The 16,801-nt window shown below is 71.1% G+C and carries 12 protein-coding genes and 1 pseudogene; 9 read left to right on the top strand and 4 right to left on the bottom strand.

All coding sequences use genetic code 11. The features are described from left to right. Entirely contained in the window at positions 1-924 is a 924-nt protein-coding gene (locus tag FHG10_RS14755; protein WP_152354120.1) for a carbohydrate ABC transporter permease, read from the top strand. A gap of 307 nt (positions 925-1,231) precedes the next feature. Here the strand turns inward: FHG10_RS14755 and mmsB are convergent, their stop codons facing one another. The 4 genes and pseudogenes from mmsB to chvE form a co-directional block, all read right to left on the bottom strand. After that, positions 1,232-2,413 (bottom strand): multiple monosaccharide ABC transporter permease, encoded by a 1,182-nt coding sequence (gene mmsB / locus FHG10_RS14750; RefSeq protein WP_152354119.1) that lies wholly within the window; start codon positions 2,411-2,413, stop codon positions 1,232-1,234. Between the two features lie 10 nt (positions 2,414-2,423). Next, positions 2,424-3,524: an ATP-binding cassette domain-containing protein gene (locus tag FHG10_RS14745; RefSeq protein ID WP_454614419.1), complete on the bottom strand. Its 1,101-nt coding sequence runs from the start codon at positions 3,522-3,524 to the stop codon at positions 2,424-2,426. Positions 3,525-3,551: 27 nt separating this feature from the next. Further along, positions 3,552-3,935 (bottom strand): annotated as a pseudogene (locus tag FHG10_RS18500) (ATP-binding cassette domain-containing protein); the annotation flags it as partial. A 187-nt stretch (positions 3,936-4,122) separates the two neighbouring features. Continuing rightward, positions 4,123-5,292, bottom strand: coding sequence for a multiple monosaccharide ABC transporter substrate-binding protein (gene chvE / locus FHG10_RS14740; RefSeq protein WP_152354117.1), 1,170 nt, complete (start codon positions 5,290-5,292; stop codon positions 4,123-4,125). Positions 5,293-5,621: 329 nt separating this feature from the next. On the opposite strand from chvE, the gene FHG10_RS14735 reads away from it, so the two are divergent. From FHG10_RS14735 to FHG10_RS14700, 8 genes are all read left to right on the top strand, one after another. Further along, a complete protein-coding gene (locus FHG10_RS14735; RefSeq protein WP_152354116.1) occupies positions 5,622-6,674 on the top strand; it encodes a LacI family DNA-binding transcriptional regulator in 1,053 nt (350 codons plus the stop codon). A 113-nt stretch (positions 6,675-6,787) separates the two neighbouring features. Next, positions 6,788-8,491, top strand: a complete 1,704-nt coding sequence (locus FHG10_RS14730) for a xylulokinase (RefSeq protein ID WP_152354115.1) — start codon at positions 6,788-6,790, stop codon at positions 8,489-8,491. 223 nt (positions 8,492-8,714) lie between these two features. Continuing rightward, complete coding sequence (locus FHG10_RS14725; RefSeq protein WP_152354114.1) at positions 8,715-9,548, top strand: L-ribulose-5-phosphate 4-epimerase; 834 nt, start codon at positions 8,715-8,717, stop codon at positions 9,546-9,548. Positions 9,549-9,858: 310 nt separating this feature from the next. After that, complete coding sequence (locus tag FHG10_RS14720; protein ID WP_152354113.1) at positions 9,859-11,775, top strand: BCCT family transporter; 1,917 nt, start codon at positions 9,859-9,861, stop codon at positions 11,773-11,775. Between the two features lie 285 nt (positions 11,776-12,060). Beyond that, positions 12,061-13,569: an L-arabinose isomerase gene (araA, locus tag FHG10_RS14715; RefSeq protein WP_152354112.1), complete on the top strand. Its 1,509-nt coding sequence runs from the start codon at positions 12,061-12,063 to the stop codon at positions 13,567-13,569. A gap of 3 nt (positions 13,570-13,572) precedes the next feature. Beyond that, entirely contained in the window at positions 13,573-14,844 is a 1,272-nt protein-coding gene (locus tag FHG10_RS14710) for a D-arabinono-1,4-lactone oxidase (protein WP_152354111.1), read from the top strand. 171 nt (positions 14,845-15,015) lie between these two features. Continuing rightward, the gene (locus tag FHG10_RS14705) at positions 15,016-16,128 is read left to right on the top strand and encodes a LacI family DNA-binding transcriptional regulator (protein ID WP_152354110.1); all 1,113 of its coding nucleotides are present in this window, start codon (positions 15,016-15,018) and stop codon (positions 16,126-16,128) included. A 302-nt stretch (positions 16,129-16,430) separates the two neighbouring features. Further along, on the top strand, positions 16,431-16,790 hold the full coding sequence (locus FHG10_RS14700; protein WP_152354109.1) for a M48 family metalloprotease: 360 nt from the start codon (positions 16,431-16,433) through the stop codon (positions 16,788-16,790). Positions 16,791-16,801: the final 11 nt, after the last annotated feature.

Below are 16,801 nucleotides of genomic sequence, written 5' to 3'. Positions count from 1 at the left end.
ATGAGCGCCACGACCACGAGCCCCCGCCGCTCGCCCCGCGCCCGCAACGGGATCAGCGCCGCCGCTCCCCCGGCCCGGCCGACGGGCGCCGGTGCGGGCATCAGCGGCCGCACCTTCACGATCGTCACCTGGGTCATCCTCACGCTCTTCGCCCTGATGTGGCTGGCGCCGAGCTTGTTCGCGCTGAAGACCTCGCTGTCCGAGAACGGGACGGCCGCGCTCGGTGCGGGAGAGATCCTCTCGAACTGGTACCCGACGCTGCACTCCTACGCGACGCTGTTCCGGGCCGGTGACATCTGGAACTGGTACATCGCCAGCGCGATCACCGGGATCATCACGACGGCGCTGACGGTGCTCTTCTCCGCCATGGCCGCGTTCGCGCTCTCGCGGCTGCGCTTCCGGGGCCGGTCCACGGTGATGCTGATGATCCTGCTGGGCATCATGATCCCCAGCCAGGTGCTCATCGTGCCGATCTTCGAGATGCTGGGTGCCGCGAACCTGCTGAACACCTACTGGGCGGTGATCTTCCCGCAGGTGCCCGCGGTGATCTCGGTGTTCATCTTCAAGCAGTTCTTCGACGGCATCCCCCGCGAGCTCGAGGAGGCCGCGCGCATCGACGGCGCCGGGCTCTGGAAGATCTTCTGGTCGGTGATCATGCCGCTCTCGCGCCCCGTGATCGCCGCGGTCGCGATCCTCACCTTCGTGGGCGTGTGGAACAACCTGCTGCTGCCGCTGTTCGTGCTCACCAACCCGAACCTGATGACCATCCCCGTGGGCCTCGCGACGGTGCAGGGCAGCTTCGGCCAGCGCTACGCGGACATCCAGGCCGGCGCGATCCTCGCCGCCCTGCCCCTGGTGCTGCTCTACCTGGTCTTCCAGCGCCAGATCGTCGAAGGCGTGGCGGGGACCGGCCTGAAGGGGTAGCGGGCGACGGACGAACGCGGCCTCCGGCCGACGAGCACGAAGATAGGAGGATGGTGAGCCACCGGAGCGCTCCGGTGGCTCACCATCCTCCTATCTCTGACCTGTTCCCTGCCCTGCTCTCCGCCCTGCGCATCGCGCCGCCGCGCCGGAGCGCGGGCGCGCTGGCGCGCCGACGCGCGCCCGCCAGGCAACGAGAGGTGCGAAACTGCTGCCAAAAGCACTCTTGGCAGCGGTTTCGCACCTCTCGCGCTCCGCGGGCGGCCGACGAGCCGGGCCGCCGGGCCTGGCGGGCCGCCGGCCCGCCCGCTCACCCCTCGGCGCCGGCGCGCTTCTTGTTGTAGACGTCGAAGGCGACGGCGAGGATCAGCACCACGCCGCGCACGATCGACTGGGTGGACTGGCCGATGCCCATGATCTGCATGCCGTTGGACATGACCGCCATGATCAGGCCGCCGATGATGGCGCCCTGCACCTTGCCCACACCACCGCTGACGGCGGCGCCGCCGATGAACGCCGCAGCGATCGCGTCGAGCTCGAACATGTTGCCCGCGCCCGGCTGCGCCGAGTTCGAGCGGGCCGAGTAGACGATGCCGGCGATCGCGGAGAGCAGGCCCATGTTCACGAACAGCATCATGTTCACCAGGCGCGTCTTCACGCCGGAGAGCCTCGCGGCCTGCAGGTTCCCGCCCATGGCGTAGACGTGCCGACCGAAGACGGTCTGCTGGCTGACGAAGGAGTAGATGAGGATCAGCGCGGCGAGCAGGATCAGCACCACGGGGAGGCCGCGGGCATTGGCGATCTGCCAGGCGAAGGCCATCACGATGACGGCGACGACGGCGACCTTGACCGCGAAGATCCACAGCGCCTCGACGCTCTGGTCGTAGCGCAGCTTCGCGAGGCGCGCCCGCCACTGCTGGAGCGCGAAAACGATCACCACGGCGGCCGCGACGACCAGGGTGAACACGTCGTACCCGGGCCCGCCGAAGAGGCCGTTGAGGAATCCGCCGGCGATCTTCTGGTACGCCTCGGGGAACGGCGAGAGCGACACGTTGCCCAGGGTCTGCATGGTCATGCCGCGGAAGATGAGCATGCCGGCGAGGGTCACGATGAAGGCGGGGATGCCCACGATCGCGACCCAGAAGCCCTGCCACAGCCCCACCAGGATGCCGACGCCCAGGGCCGCGAGGATCCCCAGCCACCACGGCAGCCCGTGCTGGATGACGACCACGGCGGCGACCGAGCCGGTGAACGCGACGACCGAGCCGACCGAGAGGTCGATGTGCCCGGCGACGATGATGAGCACCATCCCGATCGCGAGGATCAGGATGTAGGAGTACTGCAGGATCAGGTTCGTGAGGTTGCCCGGGCTCAGCAGCGCGCCGCGGGTGAGCACCGTGAACAGCAGCACGATGAACACGAACGCGATGTAGATGCCGCTCTGGCGGACGTTCCTGGTGAGCAGGTCCTTGATATCGGAGGTTCCGGCCATCGGTGGTCCCTCACTCCCTCTCCATGGTCATGAGCTCCATCAGGTGCTCCTGCGTGGCGTCCGCGGCGCTCACCTCACCGGTGATGCGGCCGGCGGACAGTGTGTAGATGCGATCGGCGAGCCCCATCACCTCGGGCAGCTCGGAGGAGATCACGACGATCGCCTTCCCCTGCTCGGCGAGCTCGTTGATCAGCGTGTAGATCTCGTACTTCGCGCCGACGTCGACGCCGCGGGTGGGCTCGTCGAGGATCAGCACGTCGGGCTCGGTGAACAGCCATTTGCTCAGCGCGACCTTCTGCTGGTTGCCGCCGGAGAGCTGGCCGACGCGCGAGAGGACCGTCGGTGTCTTGATGTTCAGCGACTTCCGGTAGCGCTCGGCGACGGAGATCTCCTGGTTGCCGTCGATCCAGCCGGTGCGGGAGACCTTGTCCAGTGCCGCGGCGCTGATGTTGCGCCGCACGTCCTGGATGAGGTTCAGCCCGTAGCGCTTGCGGTCCTCGCTGACGTACGCGATGCCGCTGCCGATCGCGTCGGCCACGCCGCGCACGTTCGCGGGGCGCCCGTGCATGAACACCCTCCCGCTGATCTCACGCCCATAGGAGCGGCCGAACACGCTCATCGCGAGCTCGGTGCGGCCGGCGCCCATGAGGCCGGCGATGCCGACGACCTCACCTGCGCGCGCGGTGATCGAGACGCCGTCCACGAGGGTGCGGTCGGGCTGGGTCGGATGGGTGACGTGCCAGTCCTCGATGCGCAGCACCTCCTCGCCGATCTCGACGCTGCGCTCGGGGAACATGCTGTCCATGTCGCGCCCGACCATCCCCTTGATGATCCGGGGGATGAGGGCGCGTCCCGTCGGGCCGACGGGGGCTCCGTCGGCCGACGTGCCGCCGCCCGCTCCCCCGCCGTGCATGTCGATGGTCTCGATGGTCGAGCCGTCGCGGATGACGGTGGTGGTGTCGGCGATCTCGGCGATCTCCCCGAGCTTGTGGGAGATGATGATCGAGGTGACGCCCTGCTCGTCGCGCAGGCCGCGGATGAGGCCGAGCAGGTGCTCGGAGTCGTCGTCGTTCAGGGCGGCGGTGGGCTCGTCGAGGATCAGCAGGCTCACGTTCTTCGAGAGCGCCTTGGCGATCTCGACGAGCTGCTGCTTGCCGACCCCGAGGTGGCCGACGGGCGTCACCGGGTTCTCGTCGAGCCCCACCCGGCGCAGCAGGCGCAGCGCCTCGGCGTTCGTCTCGCCCCAGCTGATGACGCCCCCGCGGGAGCGCTCGTTGCCCAGGAAGATGTTCTCGGCGATGGTCAGGTGAGGCACCAGGGCGAGCTCCTGGTGGATGATCACGATCCCCTCGGCCTCGGAGTCGTTGACCGAGTGGAAGCTCATGGGGCGGCCGCGGAAATGGATCTCGCCGTCGTAGGTGCCGGCGGGCTCGACACCCGAGAGCACCTTCATGAGCGTGGACTTCCCGGCCCCGTTCTCCCCGCAGATCCCGTGGATCTCGCCCTCGCGGACGCTCAGGGAGACGTCCTTCAGGGCGGTGACGCCGGGGAAGCGCTTGGTGATGGAGCGCATCTCGAGGATGCTGTCGTTCATCGGGCCCTCCTTCGGGCTGGGGCACAGGTGCATGCGCCGCGGGCACGGGTGGGGGCGTCGGCCGCGGCGAGCATCCGCCGGTCCCGCGGCCGACGCCGATTCGTCCCGAGCACGCTCAGGCCTGGCCCTTCTCGACCTGCTCCTCCGTGTAGTAGCCGGAGTCGACGAGGATCTTCTCGTAGTTGGACTCGAGCACCATCTCGACCGGCAGCAGGTAGGAGGGGACGACCTTCGAGCCGTTGTCGTACGTCTTGGTGTCGTTCGCCTCCGGCTCCTCGCCCTCGAGGTACGCCTTCGCGGCGACCACGGCCTGGTCGGCGAGCTTGCGGGTGTCCTTGAAGATCGTCGAGAACTGCACGCCGTCGGCGATGAGCTTGATCGAGGCGATCTCGGCGTCCTGGCCGGTGATGATCGGCAGGCCGTCATCGATGGTGTCGCCGCGGCCGGCGTTCTGCAGGGCGTTGATGATGCCGCGCGAGAGCGGGTCGGCCGGGGCGAGGACGCCGTCGAGCTTCTTGTCGCCCTTGTAGTGCGTGGTCAGCAGGTTCTCCATGCGCTTCTGCGCGGTCTCCTGCTCCCAGCGCTGGATGGCGCACTGGTCGATGTCGGTCTGCTTGGAGGGCACTTCGAGCACGCCGTCGTCCATGTACGGCTGCAGGGTGTCGATCGCGCCCTTCCAGAACAGGTGGGCGTTGTTGTCGTCGAGCGAGCCGGCGAACAGCTCGATGTTCAGCGGGCCCTTCGGGGCGTCGGAGGCCTTCTTGAACTTCTCGTCGAGCAGGCCCAGCCCGAAGAGCAGGGAGTTCGCCTGGGTGACGCCCACCTTGTAGTTGTCGAAGGTGACGTAGAAGTCGACGTTCTCGCTGTTGGTGAGCAGGCGGTCGTAGGAGATGACGGGGATCCCGGCGGCCTTCGCGGCGTCGAGCTGGCTGGTCAGGGCCGAGCCGTCGATCGAGGCGATGATCAATGCGGCGACGCCCTGGGTGACCATCTGGTCGATCTGCTGGGACTGGGTGGGGATGTCGTCGTCGGCGTACTGGAGGGTGACCTTGTAGCCCTCCTTCTCGAGGGACTTCTTGATGTTCGCGCCGTCCTGGACCCAGCGCTCGTAGGTCTGGGTGGGCATGGCCACGCCGATGGTCTGGTCCTTGGGGTCGGCCTCGGTGTCGGGGCCCGAGGATCCGGCGCCGCCGCCGGAGCAGGCCGCGAGGGCGGCGATGGCGCCGAGGGAGCCGGCGCCGGCGAGGAACGTGCGCCTGCTGGGCACGGGATGGCTGCTGGTCATGGTGTCTCCTCTTCGAAACGGTGTCCGCGTCCGGGGCTCGCGCGCGCTGCGCGGGCGACGAGATGGGGCGGCGGGCGGATGGGCCGGCAGCGGTGCCGGCGGCATCGGATCCACGCTCTGTGGCGTGGAGCACCATGGATGATAACGTTCACATCCTCTCCGGGCGCAACTCTTTGCGCGCCCCACGAGGTCACGGAATCGCAACGTTCACATCGGCGTGCGCGACGGGGGTGCCCGCAGCCGTGCCGCCGTATCCTTCGAAAGGCCCCGCGCACTCCCCCACGCATGCCGCACGCACCTCCTCCCCCGCCGACATCCACGGAGCTCCCATGCCGACGACCTCGCGCCGACCCTCGATGCTCGATGTGGCGGCGCGCGCCGGGGTCTCCTACCAGACGGTCTCCCGAGTGCTGAACGAGCCCGCGATCGTGCGCCCGGAGACCCGCGACCGCGTGCTCGAGGCGATCGACGAGCTCGGGTACGCGCGCAACCGCGCGGCCCGGGCGCTGAAGACCACCCGCTCGGCGCTCGTCGGCGTGCTGTCGGACGGCTCCTCGCTGTTCGGCCCCGCGGAGACCACCGCAGCGATCGAACGGGCCGCGCGCGAGGCCGGCTACTCGACCCTTCTCGCGACCGTCGCCCCTGGTGAGCCGCACGAGCAGGTCGCCTCGGACCTCGTCGGGTCCGGGGTCGACGGGATCATCGTGGTCGCCGGGCACGACGGGATGACGCCCGTGGCCGAGGCCGCGGCCCGCACCACCCCCGTGCTCTCGGTGTCCTCCGGGCCCTTGGACGCGACGGGCGTGGAGGTCGTCGGCGTGGACCAGGCGAGCGGCGCCCGCGCGGTCATCGCGCACCTGACCGAGCAGGGCATGCGTCGGATCGTGCACGTGCCGGGCCCCGTCGACTGGTTCGACGCGCGCGCCCGCCGCCGCGGCACGGAGGAGGCGCTCGCGCGGATCGGGGCCGACGGCGAGTGCACGGAACCCGGCGACTGGTCGGCGCGCTCGGGCCATCGGATCGGCACGGAGCTCGCCGCGCGAGCACTCCCGGACGCGATCTTCGCCGCGAACGACCTGATGGCGATCGGGATCCTGCGCGCCCTGCGCGAGCGCGGCATCGAGGTGCCCCGCGACGTCGCCCTCGTCGGCTTCGACGACATCGAGGGCGCCACCTACTCCACGCCCTCTCTCACCTCCGTCGCCCAGCCCTTCGCGCAGCTCGGTCGGGCGGCGATGCACCGGCTGCTCGCGCGGCTCGGGCACGGTGCCGACGAGTCGGAGGGGTCCGACGCGGCCGACGGCAGCAGCGGCCCGTCGCACTCCCCCGCCGCGCTCGCCCCGGAGCTCGTCGTCCGCGAGTCGAGCATCCGACCTCGCTGAGACGCACCTCCGCGCCCTCGGCCGCTCGCGCCGATGCTCCCGGGCGGCCGGAATCCCGCGCCGCGCCCGATCCGCACGTTGCCGACCCCGGGTGCGCCTGATCGAATAGGGCCATGACTCACGACGATGTGACCGCCCCCCGCCCCGATGCCGCCGACCTCATCTCCCGGGGGCGCGCGCACCTGGGGATCGAGCTGGGCTCGACCCGGATCAAGGCGGCCCTCATCGACGATGCCGGGGCCGTGCTCGCGACCGGCTCGTTCGCCTGGGAGAACACCCTGGCCGACGACAGCTGGACGTACCCGATGGACGAGGTCTGGGAGGGCCTGGCCGCGTGCTTCGCGGACCTCGCCGACGCCGTGCGCACGCGCTTCGACGTGCCGCTCGCCCGCCTCGCGTCCCTGGGCATCTCCGCGATGATGCACGGCTACATCGCCCTGGACGCGGACGGCGAGCTGCTCGCCCCGTTCCGCACCTGGCGCAACACCTATACGTCCGACGCAGCGTCCCTGCTCTCGGAGACCTTCGGCCAGAACATCCCCCTGCGCTGGTCCGTCTCCCATCTCCTGCACGCCGTGCTCGGCAGCGAGGAGCATGTGGGGAGGATCGCCGCGATCACCACGCTCTCCGGCCTCGTCCACCGCCGCCTCACCGGACGCTCCGTGCTGGGCGTGGGCGATGCCAGCGGCATGTTCCCGATCTCCTCCGCGGGCGGCGCGCCGGACTACGACCGCGATCTCCTCGAGCGCTTCGCCGCCCTCGATGCGGTCGCGGGCGTCCCGTGGGACCTCGCCGATCTGCTCCCGGAGGTGCTCGTGGCCGGGCAGGACGCCGGGACGCTCACCGAGGAGGGCGCGCGGCTGCTCGACCCGTCGGGTGCCCTCGAGGCCGGCGCCCTCACCGCACCGCCGGAGGGCGACGCCGGCACGGGCATGGTCGCGACCCAGGCGATCGCCCCGCGCACGGGCAATGTGAGCGCCGGGACCAGCGCCTTCGCGATGGTCGTGCTCGAGCGCCCCCTCGCGACCCCCCGCGAGGAGATCGACATGGTCACGACCCCCTCGGGCGACCCGGTCGCGATGATCCACACGAACAACTGCACGGGCGATCTCGACCAGTGGCTCGGGGTGTTCGCGCAGTTCGCGCAGCTGCTCGGGCAGGACGTCGACACCGAGGAGCTCTACGCGCGTCTCTTCGAGGCCGGTGCCGCGGGCGACGCCGACGCGGGCGGTGTGCTGTCCTTCAACTACCTCTCGGGCGAGCACCAGACGGGCGTCGACTCCGGCCGGCCGCTGCTCGTGCGCACCCAGCAGGCGAGCTTCACGCTCGAGAACCTCATGCGCGCCCAGCTGCACGGCGCCTTCGGCGCGCTGGCCGTGGGCATGGAGGTGCTCCTCGAGGAGGAGAAGGTGGGGCTCGACGTCATGTACGCCCACGGCGGCATCTTCCGCACGAAGGGCGTGGCCCAGCAGGTCCTCGCCGATGCCCTGCGCACCCCCGTCGCCCTCGGCGAGTCCGCCGGGGAGGGCGGCGCCTGGGGCATGGCGCTGCTCGCCGCGCACACGGCGCAGCTGGCCCGCGACGGCGCCGAGGACGTTCAGGACGGTCAGGACGGTCAGGACGGCGGACGGACCGGAGGGGAGCAGGCGGCCACCGCCGACGCGCTGCGCCGCTTCCTGGCCGATGAGGTCTTCGCCTCCCAGCAGGTCACGACGCTCGAGCCGACCGAAGAGGGCGCGGCCGGGTACGCCCGGTGGCTGCGCTCCTACCGTGCCGCACTCCCCGCGGAGCGCCTGGCCGGCGAGTCCATCGACTGACGGCGGGGCGCCGTACACGGCCTGGCGCCGAGCCGCGTGACAGCCTCGACGCTCCCGTTTCGGGCCGGTCTGCGGACCTTTCAGCGAACGGAAAGGTCCGCAGACCCGCCCAAGACCAGCGATTCGGCGAGCGCACACTCCGACGCCGGTCTTGCACGCGCTGTCGCCAGAACCGTAATGTGAACGTTGCCATGATGATGGGGCCGCACTTCGAAGGAGACCCATGACCGTCGTCCTCACCGAGCTCCCCGAGACCGTCCAAGCGGCGGTCGCGGGGACCCGCGAGCGTGTCGCCGCACTGCACGCCGAGCTCCCGCGCAACGGCCTCGTCGTCTGGACCGCCGGGAACGTGTCCGAACGCGTGCCCCGCCCGCCGGAGGGCCCCAGCGCGCCGGCCGGACCTGCCGCGTCGGATGCCCCCACCCCGTCGGCCGGACCTGCCGCGCCGGATGCCCCCACCCCGTCGGCCGGCCACGACGACATCCCGGAGCTGTTCGTCATCAAGCCCTCGGGGGTCTCCTACGACGACCTCTCCCCCGAGACGATGGTCGTGTGCACGCTGGACGGGCAGAAGATCCAGGACGGCACCCCCGATGCCCTGCGCCCCTCCTCGGACACGGCGGCCCACGCCTACGTCTACCGTCACCTGGACCACGTGGGCGGGGTCGTGCACACCCACTCCACGTACGCGACGGCATGGGCGGCGCGCGGCGAGGAGATCCCCTGCGTGCTCACGATGATGGCCGACGAGTTCGGCGGCCCGATCCCCGTGGGGCCGCTCGCCGTGATCGGCGACGACTCGATCGGACAGGGCATCGTGGAGACCCTGCGCGACTCGCGCTCGCGCGCCGTGCTCATGCGGAACCACGGCCCGTTCACCATCGGGCACGACGCGCGCGACGCGGTGAAGGCCGCCGTCATGTGCGAGGAGGTCGCGCGCACCGTGCACGTCTCCCGGCAGCTCGGCGAGCCGCTGGAGATCCCGGAGCACCTCGTCGACTCCCTGTTCGAGCGGTATCAGAACGTCTACGGACAGGGCGACGGCCCCCGCGCGTGATCCCCGTCCGCCCCGGAGCCCGCGGCCGATTCCCCGCTGCGCAGCCCGAGGCGCGGACGTCCCCACAGGCTGACGTCATATGTCTCACCCCGCATGAGCCGCGACGTGTCCGCTCGATTGTGAAAGCATCGGTGGCGAATGCCCGTTGAACCACCCCTCGCCGGTGCGCGGCGACAGGCGCGGCGCGAGGGCGCCCGGTGATGCGGGCACGCCCTCCCTGCCGCGACCCGCCTCCTCCTCGGGGCTCGGCCCACACCGACTCCGCTCCCGCGCGGCCGGCAGTCTCGTCCCCTAACGGAAGGATCCGCGCATGAGTTCCCCAGGCAGCACCGCTCCGCCCGAGGGGGAGACCCCCCAGGGTGCGAGCCCGCCCCACTCCTCGACCCCGGTCGCGTGGCCCGAGGAGCTCCCCACCACCGTCCACCTCCCCCGGTCCCTGCAGATCGCCGACGAGGACAACGACGACGAGATCACCCAGAAGCTGCGCCGCCAGGGCGCGCGCATCGGACGGGGGACCGTCGCCCCGGCGGTCTTCATCCCCGCGCTCGTGATCATCCTCGGCGCCGCGCTGTTCACCGTGTTCTTCCCCGGTGCCTCGAGCACCGTCTTCCAGGGCGCACAGGGCTGGGTCGTGGCGAACCTCGGCTGGTTCTACATGGTCTCGATCGGCGTCTTCGTGGTCTTCGCGATCGTTCTCGCACTGTCCCCGTACGGCGCGATCCGACTGGGCCGTGACGACGACCGTCCCGAGTTCGGGCTGATCTCCTGGTTCGCGATGCTCTTCGCGGCCGGCATGGGAATCGGCCTGGTGTTCTACGGCGTCGCTGAGCCGCTCGGCTTCACGACGAATAACGTCAAGCCCGGCTGGACCGGCGACGGGGCGGAACTCTCAGGGCTCGCTATGGCCCAGACCTTCATCCACTGGGGCCTGCACCCGTGGGCGGCCTACGCCGTGATCGGGCTGGCGATCGCCTACGCGATCCACCGCCGGGGCCGCCCGGTCTCCATCCGCTGGGCGCTCGAGCCGATCTTCGGCGAGCGCGTCAAGGGATGGATCGGCGACGTCATCGACGTCCTCGCCATCGTCGGCACCGTGTTCGGCATCGCCACCTCGCTGGGCCTGGGCGTCCAGCAGATCACCGCCGGCCTGATCGCCATCGGCCTGGTCGGCCAGGCGACGAACTGGTTCATGATCGTGCTCATCGTGTGCATCACGTTCCTGGCCACCCTCTCGGTGGTCAGCGGCGTCGGCGTGGGCATCAAGTGGCTCTCGAACGCGAACCTCTCGCTGGCGGGCCTGCTGATGATCGCAGCGCTGCTGTTCGGGCCCACCGTCTTCATCTTCCAGAACTTCGTGGAGTCGCTCGGCATCTACCTGGCGAACTTCTTCAGCATGACGCTCGACGTGGGCGCCTATCAGCGCTCGGAGGAGGCGCAGACCTGGTTCGCCGGCAACACCCTGTTCTACTGGGGCTGGTGGATCGCCTGGTCGCCGTTCGTGGGCGTGTTCATCGCCCGCATCTCCCGCGGCCGCACCGTGCGCCAGTTCATCGCCGGCGTCCTGCTCGTGCCCTCGCTGGTGGGCATGATCTGGTTCTCCGTCTGGGGCGGCAACGGCCTCTTCCGCCAGTGGTTCGGCGCCGGCGACCTCGGCGACATCACCGCGGAGGAGTCGATGTTCCGCATCTTCGACGGATTCCCCGCCACGGGGCTGCTGTCCGTGCTGGGTATCATCCTGGTGGCGATCTTCTTCATCACCTCGTCGGACTCCGGATCGCTCGTGGTCGACATGCTGGCCTCGGGCGGCCACCCGAATCCGCCGATCTGGTCCCGCGTGGTCTGGGCAGTCCTCGAGGGCTTCCTGGCGATCGCGCTGCTGCTCTCCGGCGGTCTCGAGTCCCTGCAGGCGGGGTCCCTGGTCACAGCGCTGCCGTTCTGCATCATCCTGCTGCTGATGTGCGTCGCCCTCGTGAAGGCCCTGGGCCTGGACCACGCGGTGCTGCGCCAGCACGAGCAGATGGAGCGCCTGGAGCGCGTCACCCGGCACATCTCCTCCGAGTTCACCTCGACGCTCCCGGAGAACGAGAGGTTCGAGAGCTACGTCGATGATCGCATCGACTATCGCCTCAGCCGCACGCGCGGCGCGTTCTCAGGTCGCGGCAGGGCCGAGAAGGGCGCTCCCGGGGGAGGCAAGGGCTCGGGCTCTGCGCCCACCACCTCGGAGTGACCGTCTCCTGAGTCTCCTCGCCACGGGCGTCTGCCCTGCGCGAGGATACGGGACACCGCACAGTCGCAGGAGGCCGACCCGGATGGGTCGGCCTCCTGTGCTGTGCGCTCATCCCCGGCCCCATCGCCCGCGACCCGGAGCCGTCGCCGCCCCGGTCCGCGACCCGGCCGCGCCGCTGGTCGAGGAGTGATTGACTCCCGCGATGTCAACGTTCACACTTGGTTCTCCGGAGAACGCCGCCGTGACGCCGGGGCGCTCGAGCACATCCCGACGACAGGAGAATCCGTGGACAACCCGTTCGCAGCACGTGAGATCTGGTTCCTCACCGGCAGTCAGGGCCTGTACGGCCAGGAGACCCTCGATCAGGTCGCCGAGCAGTCGCGCACCATCGCCCGGACTCTCGATGCCGCGAGCGACGTGCCCGTGAAGATCGTCTGGAAGCCCGTGCTCACCAGCCGCGACGCGATCCGCGAGACCGCTCTCGCGGCGAACTCCGACCCTGCCTGCGTGGGCGTCATCGCCTGGATGCACACCTTCTCCCCGGCGAAGATGTGGATCCTGGGGCTGGACGCCCTGACGACCCCGCTGCTGCACCTGCACACGCAGGCCAACGAGAAGCTGCCCTGGTCGAGCATCGACATGGACTTCATGAACCTCAACCAGGCCGCCCACGGCGACCGCGAGTTCGGGTACATCGCCTCGCGGCTCGGCGTCGAGCGCAAGACGGTCGTCGGCCATGCCTCGCATGCCGACGTCCAGCAGCGCATCGGCCGCTGGGCGCGCGCGGCGACGGGCTGGGCGGAGCTGCACTCGCTGCGCCTCGCGCGCTTCGGCGACAACATGCGCGACGTCGCCGTCACCGAGGGCGACAAGACCGAGGCCGAGCTGCGCCTGGGCGTCTCGGTGAACACGTGGGGCGTGAACGACCTCGTCGAGGTCGTCGACGGCATCGAGGACTCCGCGATCGACGAGCTCGTCGCGGTCTACGACGCCGAGTACGACGTCGTGCCCGAGCTGCAGGAGGGTGGCGAGCGCCGCGAGTCCCTGCGCTACGGCGCGCGGCTCGAGCTGGGCCTGCGCTCCTTCCTCGAGGAGGGCGGCTTCGGCGCCTTCACCACCAACTTCGAGGACCTCGGCGGGCTGCGCCAGCTGCCCGGCCTGCCGGTGCAGCGCCTCATGGCAGACGGCTACGGCTTCGGCGCCGAGGGCGACTGGAAGACCGCGATCCTGGTGCGCGTCGCGAACGTCATGGGATACGGCCGCGACGGCGGCGCCTCGCTCATGGAGGACTACACCTACGAGCTCACGCCCGGCGAGCAGAAGATCCTCGGCGCCCACATGCTCGAGGTCTCCCCGTCGCTGACCACGGCGCGGCCCCGTCTCGAGATCCACCCCCTGGGGATCGGCGACCGCGAGGACCCGGTGCGGCTGACGTTCACGGCCGACGCCGGCCCCGGTCTCGTGATCGCCATGAGCGACATGCGCGAGCGGTTCCGCCTGGTCGCCAACACGGTGGAGATCGTCGCGCCCGACGCGCCCCTGCCGCACCTGCCCGTGGCCTGCGCGGTGTGGGAGCCCGCGCCGAGCCTCGGGACCTCGGCAGAGTGCTGGCTGACCGCCGGCGCCGCCCACCACACGGTGATGACCACGGCGACCGACCTCGAGACCTGGCAGGACCTCGCGGAGATCTCCGGGCTCGAGCTCGCTGTCATCGACGAGTCGACCACCGTGCGCTCCTTCGCGCAGGATCTGCGCGTCAACCAGGTCTTCCACCGCCTCGCGCAGGGGTTCTGAGCGATGAGCGCGGGCGCCCGTCCGGGCCTCAGCTGGTCGGGCACGATCGACCTCGGCCCGGGGCCGCTGCATCGGCCGACGGGCGTCGACGAGCTGCGCGCCCTCGTCGGCCGCTCGGCGCGGATCCGCGCGCTCGGCACGCGCCACTCGTTCTCGCAGGTCGCAGCCTCGGACGCAGACCTGGTGACCCTTGACGCCCTGCCGGAGCGCATCGAGATCGACACCGCGCGCCGCACGGTCCGGGTCGGCGCCGGCGTGCGCTACGGGACGCTCGTGCTCGCCCTCTGGGAACAGGGCCTCGCGCTGCCGAGCATGGGCTCCCTGCCGCACATCTCGGTGGGCGGCGCGAGCGCGACCGGCACCCACGGGTCCGGCGACGCCCAACGGTCGCTCGCGTCCTCGGTGCGGGCGATCGAACTGGTGACGGCGGACGGCGACCTCGTCGGCTTCTCCCGCGAGGCCGACCCCGAGGTGTTCGACGGGATGGTGCTCGCCCTGGGCGCGCTGGGCGTCGTCACGCGCCTCGAGCTCGACCTGGTGCCCGCCTTCCGGATGCGGCAGGCCGTCTACCTGGATCTGCCTCCCGAGCGGATGAGCGACGAGGGCCTGGGCGCCGTGCTCGCGAGCGCCTACAGCGTGAGCATGTTCCACCATTGGGACGGGAAGACCGCGCAGGTGTGGGTGAAGCAGGAGGCCGAGGGCGACGCGGAGCCGATGCCGGACGCATGGCACGGCGCGCGGCGCGCCCCGGGCCCGGTCCACCCGGCCCCGGGCATGTCGCCCACGTTCTGCACCGATCAGAGCGGGCGGCCCGGCCCCGCGTTCGAGGTCCTCCCCCACTTCCGGATGGAGTTCACGCCGAGCAGCGGCGCGGAGATCCAGTCGGAGTACTTCGTGCCGCGCGAGCAGGTGGGCCGGGCCGTCGCCGCCGTGAGCGAACGGGCCGAGCGGATCCGCCCGCTGCTGATCGTCTCGGAGATCCGCTCCACCGCGGCCGACGACCTCTGGCTGAGCCCCGCCCACGAGCGCGCGAGCGCGTGCATCCACTTCACCTGGCAGAGCAGGCCGGACGAGGTCCGTGCCCTGCTGCCCGAGGTCGAAGCCGCGCTCGCCCCGTTCTCGCCGCGCCCCCACTGGGGGAAGGTGTTCACGATGGCGCCGGAGGCCGTGCGCGCCCAGTACCCGCGGCTCGCTGACTTCCAGGCGCTGCGGGATCGACTGGACCCCCGCCGCGTGTTCAGGAACGAGTACGTGGACGCCCTGCTGGGCGAGTAGGCGACCGCCGGGCCAGTCGGCGAGGTGACGGACAGCCGGGATCTCGCGAGCGCGGTCGGTGCGCGCCTGCTCGCGCACGTATCCTTCCCAGCAACCGTCCGTGCGGCACCGAGCCCCGGTCCTCGGGCCCACCGTGCCGCGCGGACGCCGTCCCGATCTGCAGGAGGCCGCATGCCCGCCGTCCGGCTCACCGACGTCGCGCGAGACGCCGGCGTCTCGCTCGCCACCGCCTCGAGGGTTCTCAACGGCTCGGACAGGGTGCCCGGCAAGGACGTCGCAGAGCGCGTGCAGCGCTCGGCGGCGAAGCTCGGGTACGTGACGAACGCGCAGGCCCAGGCCCTCGCGCGCTCCCGATCCGGGCTCATCGGACTCGTCGTCCACGACATCTCCGACCCGTATTTCGGGGAGATCGCCCGGCAGATCCAGATGCGGGTCTTCGCCTCGGGCACGCAGGTGCTGCTCACCCAGACCGACCGCGATGCGGAGACCGAGTCGCGCGCGATCCGGGCGCTGATCGCCCAGCGCGTGGACGCCCTGGTGATCGTCGGCTCCTCGTCCTACGGCGCCAGCTCCGACGAGACCCTGACGGCGATGCTCGAGGGGTTCGCGCGCAACGGCGGCCTGGTGGTCGGGATCGGCCAGTCACCGGGCGTGGGCCGCACGATCGACGTCGGGGACGCCGACGGCGCCCGGGCGCTCGCGACCGCGCTGGTCGTGGAGGGACATCGTCGCTTCGCCGTGGTCGGCGCGCACGGTCCCGTGCCCGCGGCCGCCCACCGCACAGGCGGATTCCTCGCGGGCCTCGCGGAGGCGGGCCTCGAGGCCGAGCTGAGCGTCGAGGCGACGCTCGACCGCCAGGGCGGGCACGAGCTCGCCCGGCGCGTCGCCGAGCACCTGCGCGAGGGCGACGAGGCCGCGGGAGCCGGGACGCGCGACAGGGCGGACACCGGAGCGGGCACCGGGACCGACAGCCCGGCGGCAGCAGTTCCGCTGTGCGTGTTCGCCCCGGCGGACGTCATGGCGCTCGGTGCCATCGGCGAACTGCGCCGCCAGGGACTGCGGGTCCCGCAGGACGTGGCCGTCGCCGGGTTCGGCGGGGTCCCGGCCGGTCTCGACGCGAGCCCCACCCTGAGCACCCTCGCCCTCCCCCTCGAGCAGATCGCCGACACGGCCGTGAGCTGGGTGCTCGGAGAGGACGGCGAGGAACCTCCGGCGACGCAGACCGTCTGGACGGCGCCCGGGGAGATCGCACTGCGCGAGAGCACGGCGACCGCGTCGCGGTAGGCCACGACGATCGCATCGCGGTAGGCCACGACGATCGCGTCGCGGCAGGTCACGGCGATCGCGCCACAGGGAGGCACAGCAGGGGACGGTCGCGTCACCGCGGTGACCGGCGATCCCGCGTCCGGGGCTGAGGGGCTTCCCGATCGTCCAGCGGTGGGTGGTCTCCGCGCGAGGCGCGCACGGACGCAGGAGGCTTCTCGACATCCGGGCCACGCGCGGACGACGCACGGAATCTGGAGAGCCGTCCCGCGTCCGCCCGTGCAGTCCTACCCTCACTCCGCACCTCAGGAGGCCCCGTACCCATGTCCTATCTCCGCGCACTCCCTGCGCTGCTCATGCTGATCCTCTACCCGGTCCTCGTGATCGCGCTGGTGGTGATCGTGGTGGCACTGCTCGTCCTCACCATCGTCGAGCTCCGCTCGGTCCTCGCGCACGAGCTCGGCCACTACGCGGCCGGGTGCTGCGCACTGGGCTCGTTCCTGCTGCACGCCCAGCGGGCCCTGGTCGCGATCGGCCGCAACTCCTCGGGCCCGTGGGGTCTTCTGTTCCGCGGCTACGCGCGACTGTACGTCTGGGCGGCGCAGCTGAGCTCCCGTGAGATGGAGCGCGCGGCCGACGGCTTCTCGCTGCGGCTGGCCGGGTCCGATGCCAGGACCTGCTGAACATCCGCCGC

This window comes from Brachybacterium subflavum (assembly GCF_009299795.1).
Classification (GTDB): Bacteria; Actinomycetota; Actinomycetes; order Actinomycetales; family Dermabacteraceae; genus Brachybacterium; species Brachybacterium subflavum.
This window is presented reverse-complemented; position numbering and strand designations above follow the sequence as displayed.